Raw genomic sequence first — 2,609 nt, forward strand, 5'->3', positions numbered from 1 at the left:
GTAAGCGCGCATTTCTAGGCACCTTTTCTGGCTAACGAGATTGAGGCAAAGGGTGTCCACCGATAGAAAGGGTGGACACCGATGGGAACTATGGGAGCGGATGGAGACAGGTCACATGTGCTGTTTGTGGACCGACAAGGGAACCACCACTATGATCGGGCCTGGAAGCAGCAGGTGGTTGCAGCTGCCCTTGAACCTGGTGCGTCACTGTCGCGTGTTGCCATTGATCACGGAATAAATTCGAACCTTGTGCGCAAGTGGGTGCGAAAGTACAAAGACGCACAGAAGGAGGCAATGTCTCCATCTTTGTCGTCAGCCTTTATTCCGGTTCGGATCGAGGCTGCTGTAAACGATATTGTATCCAGGCATGACGACGCCCACGCCCTGAACTTGAAGGTTCGCGATTCTGGCGAGATGCGGCAGGCTCCTGCGAATGCTGCTTCGTTCTCCTCTGCGGCAAAGCTGCATGTGTCGCTGCCCAACGGTGTGAAGCTGTCACTGGAATGCGACGATGCTCGTGCATTGACGGCGCTCATCGGAGCGGTCAGCAATGTTTAGACTTGTCCCTGACATTCAGGTCTATCTGCACCGTGATCCTATCGACTTCCGGGGTGGGATCAATAGCCTTGCGGTACTTGTTCAGGAGGAGATGGAACTCGACCCGTTTGCACCTGCGATCTTCGCATTTTGCAACCGCCGTCGTGACCGGATGAAAATCTTATTCTTTGATCGATCAGGCTTTGTGCTTTTGTTAAAGCGGTTGACTGACGACAAATTCCGTTGGCCGCAGCGTCAGGACACAATCATGCAGCTTACAACGGAGCAATTGCACTGGTTGCTTGATGGCATTGATATCGATGCGATGGTTCGTCATCCGGTTCGACAATATAGAATTGCCGGATAATGGGTTTAAGCCCGGCGCATAAATATAAAAACCCATGAATTAATTTATTGACGTCGCTGACTGTGTTCGATTCAAGCATTGGAATGAATCGAACCGGCCAACCCACCGTCGCAGATTTGATGGCGCATATAGCAGCGTTGCAGGCGGAAAACCAGAAACTGAACGAGCGCGTCTTCAAGCTTGAGGAAGAACTGGCGCTCGCAAGGTTACATCGTTTTGCAACGCACAGCGAAAAGCGTGTTGATCGTGTCTTCAACGAAGCTGAGCAGGCTGCCCTTGCGGTGGATGTAGACGACGATCTCGCAGAAGCGGTTGAATTGCCCGACACGGGATTGCCAGATACCGAAGCGCCGCAAGGCAAGAAGCGTGGACGCCGACCGCTTCCTGCCAATCTGCCGCGCGAGCGTGTCGAATATGACCTGCCTGATGATCAGAAGATGTGTCCATGCTGTAGTCATCGGATGCATCGCATGGGTGAGCTGGTCACCGAACAGCTTCATATCGAGGTGAAAGCCAAGGTCCTGCAGAATGCGCGGTTCAAATATGCGTGCCGCAACTGCGACCGTACCGGCATCAAAACACCGATCATCATCGCCCCGATGCCTGTGCAGCCTTTGCCGGGCAGCATTGCTACGGCCTCGACCCTGGCCTTCGCGCTCGTTCATAAATTTGTCGACGGCACGCCGCTCTATCGCCTGGCGAAAGCCTTCGAGCGCGCAGGTGTGCCCGTTAGCCGAGGTGCACTGGGGCATTGGGTGATCGGTTCGAGCGAAAAGCATCTCTCTCGTATTTACGACACCCTGAAACTGCGGCTCAGATTGCAGCCCCTCGTTCATGGCGACGAGACCACGGTTCAGGTGCTCAAGGAAAAGGACAAGGCTGCCACCAGCATATCCTACATGTGGGCCTATCGCAGCAGCCAGGACAGTGTTGAACCGATCGTGCTGCTCGATTATCAACCTGGTCGCGGGCAACAATATCCGCAAGCCTTTCTCAGTGATTACCGTGGCATATTAGTAAGCGATGGTTATGCAGCCTGGCGCACATTGAAAGAAGCCACGCATATCGGGTGCATGGCCCATTCCAGACGGCGCTTTGTCGAAGCGCTGCGCGCCAGAAAAAAAGGCGGCGGCCCGCCAGAACAGGCGCTGAAATTCTACGAGCAGCTTTACCGGATCGAAAAGCAGGTCCGCGACGAAAAACCGAATGACGGTGAAACGCAGGCGGACTGTATTCGCCGCTTTCGCCAGCAACACAGCATTCCGGTCCTCAATGCCCTCAAGGAATGGCTCGACAACATTGCGCCCAAGGTTTTGCCGGAAAGCAAGCTGGAGGATGCGGTCTCCTATACGCGGAACCAGTGGGAGTACCTGACCCGCTACACCGAAGACGGCAGAATGCCCATAGACAACAACCTTCTGGAACGTGACATCAGAATTTTTGCAACCGGAAGAAAGAGTTGGCTATTCTCTGACACCGTGGATGGGGCACGGGCCAGCGCTATCGTCTACAGTTTGATGCTGACCTGCCGCGCCTGTGACGTTGAACCATTTGCATGGCTTAAGCACGTCCTAACCGAATTACCGCAGCGCACAGACGATGCTGATATTGAAGATCTGCTGCCCTTCAACTTCAATAAACAGGCAGACTGACCGGCATTCAGCACCCTCATATCACTACTATGTGCCCTCAAATGAGCGCTTAC

3 protein-coding genes are annotated in these 2,609 nt (G+C 54.0%); all 3 read left to right on the plus strand.

Annotation, left to right across the window (positions count from 1 at the left end; all coding sequences use genetic code 11):
- Positions 1-81 precede the first annotated feature (81 nt).
- Positions 82-558, plus strand: coding sequence for a transposase (locus KWJ32_RS27840; RefSeq protein WP_235906898.1), 477 nt, complete (start codon positions 82-84; stop codon positions 556-558).
- Entirely contained in the window at positions 551-904 is a 354-nt protein-coding gene (gene tnpB, locus KWJ32_RS27845; protein ID WP_151610711.1) for an IS66 family insertion sequence element accessory protein TnpB, read from the plus strand. Before KWJ32_RS27840 ends, tnpB begins: the two co-directional genes overlap by 8 nt.
- An 83-nt stretch (positions 905-987) precedes the next feature.
- The gene (locus tag KWJ32_RS27850; protein ID WP_151610736.1) at positions 988-2,556 is read left to right on the plus strand and encodes an IS66 family transposase; all 1,569 of its coding nucleotides are present in this window, start codon (positions 988-990) and stop codon (positions 2,554-2,556) included.
- Positions 2,557-2,609 lie beyond the last annotated feature (53 nt).

The sequence above is a fragment of the Ochrobactrum sp. BTU2 genome (assembly GCF_024539785.1).
In the GTDB taxonomy this organism is placed as follows: Bacteria; Pseudomonadota; Alphaproteobacteria; order Rhizobiales; family Rhizobiaceae; genus Brucella; species Brucella anthropi.

Coding starts and splice junctions, on each gene's coding strand:
- tnpB (WP_151610711.1), top strand. CDS start 551: ATGTTTAGACTTGTCCCTGACATTCAGGTCTATCTGCACCGTGATCCT.
- KWJ32_RS27850 (WP_151610736.1), top strand. CDS start 988: ATGAATCGAACCGGCCAACCCACCGTCGCAGATTTGATGGCGCATATA.
- KWJ32_RS27840 (WP_235906898.1), top strand. CDS start 82: ATGGGAACTATGGGAGCGGATGGAGACAGGTCACATGTGCTGTTTGTG.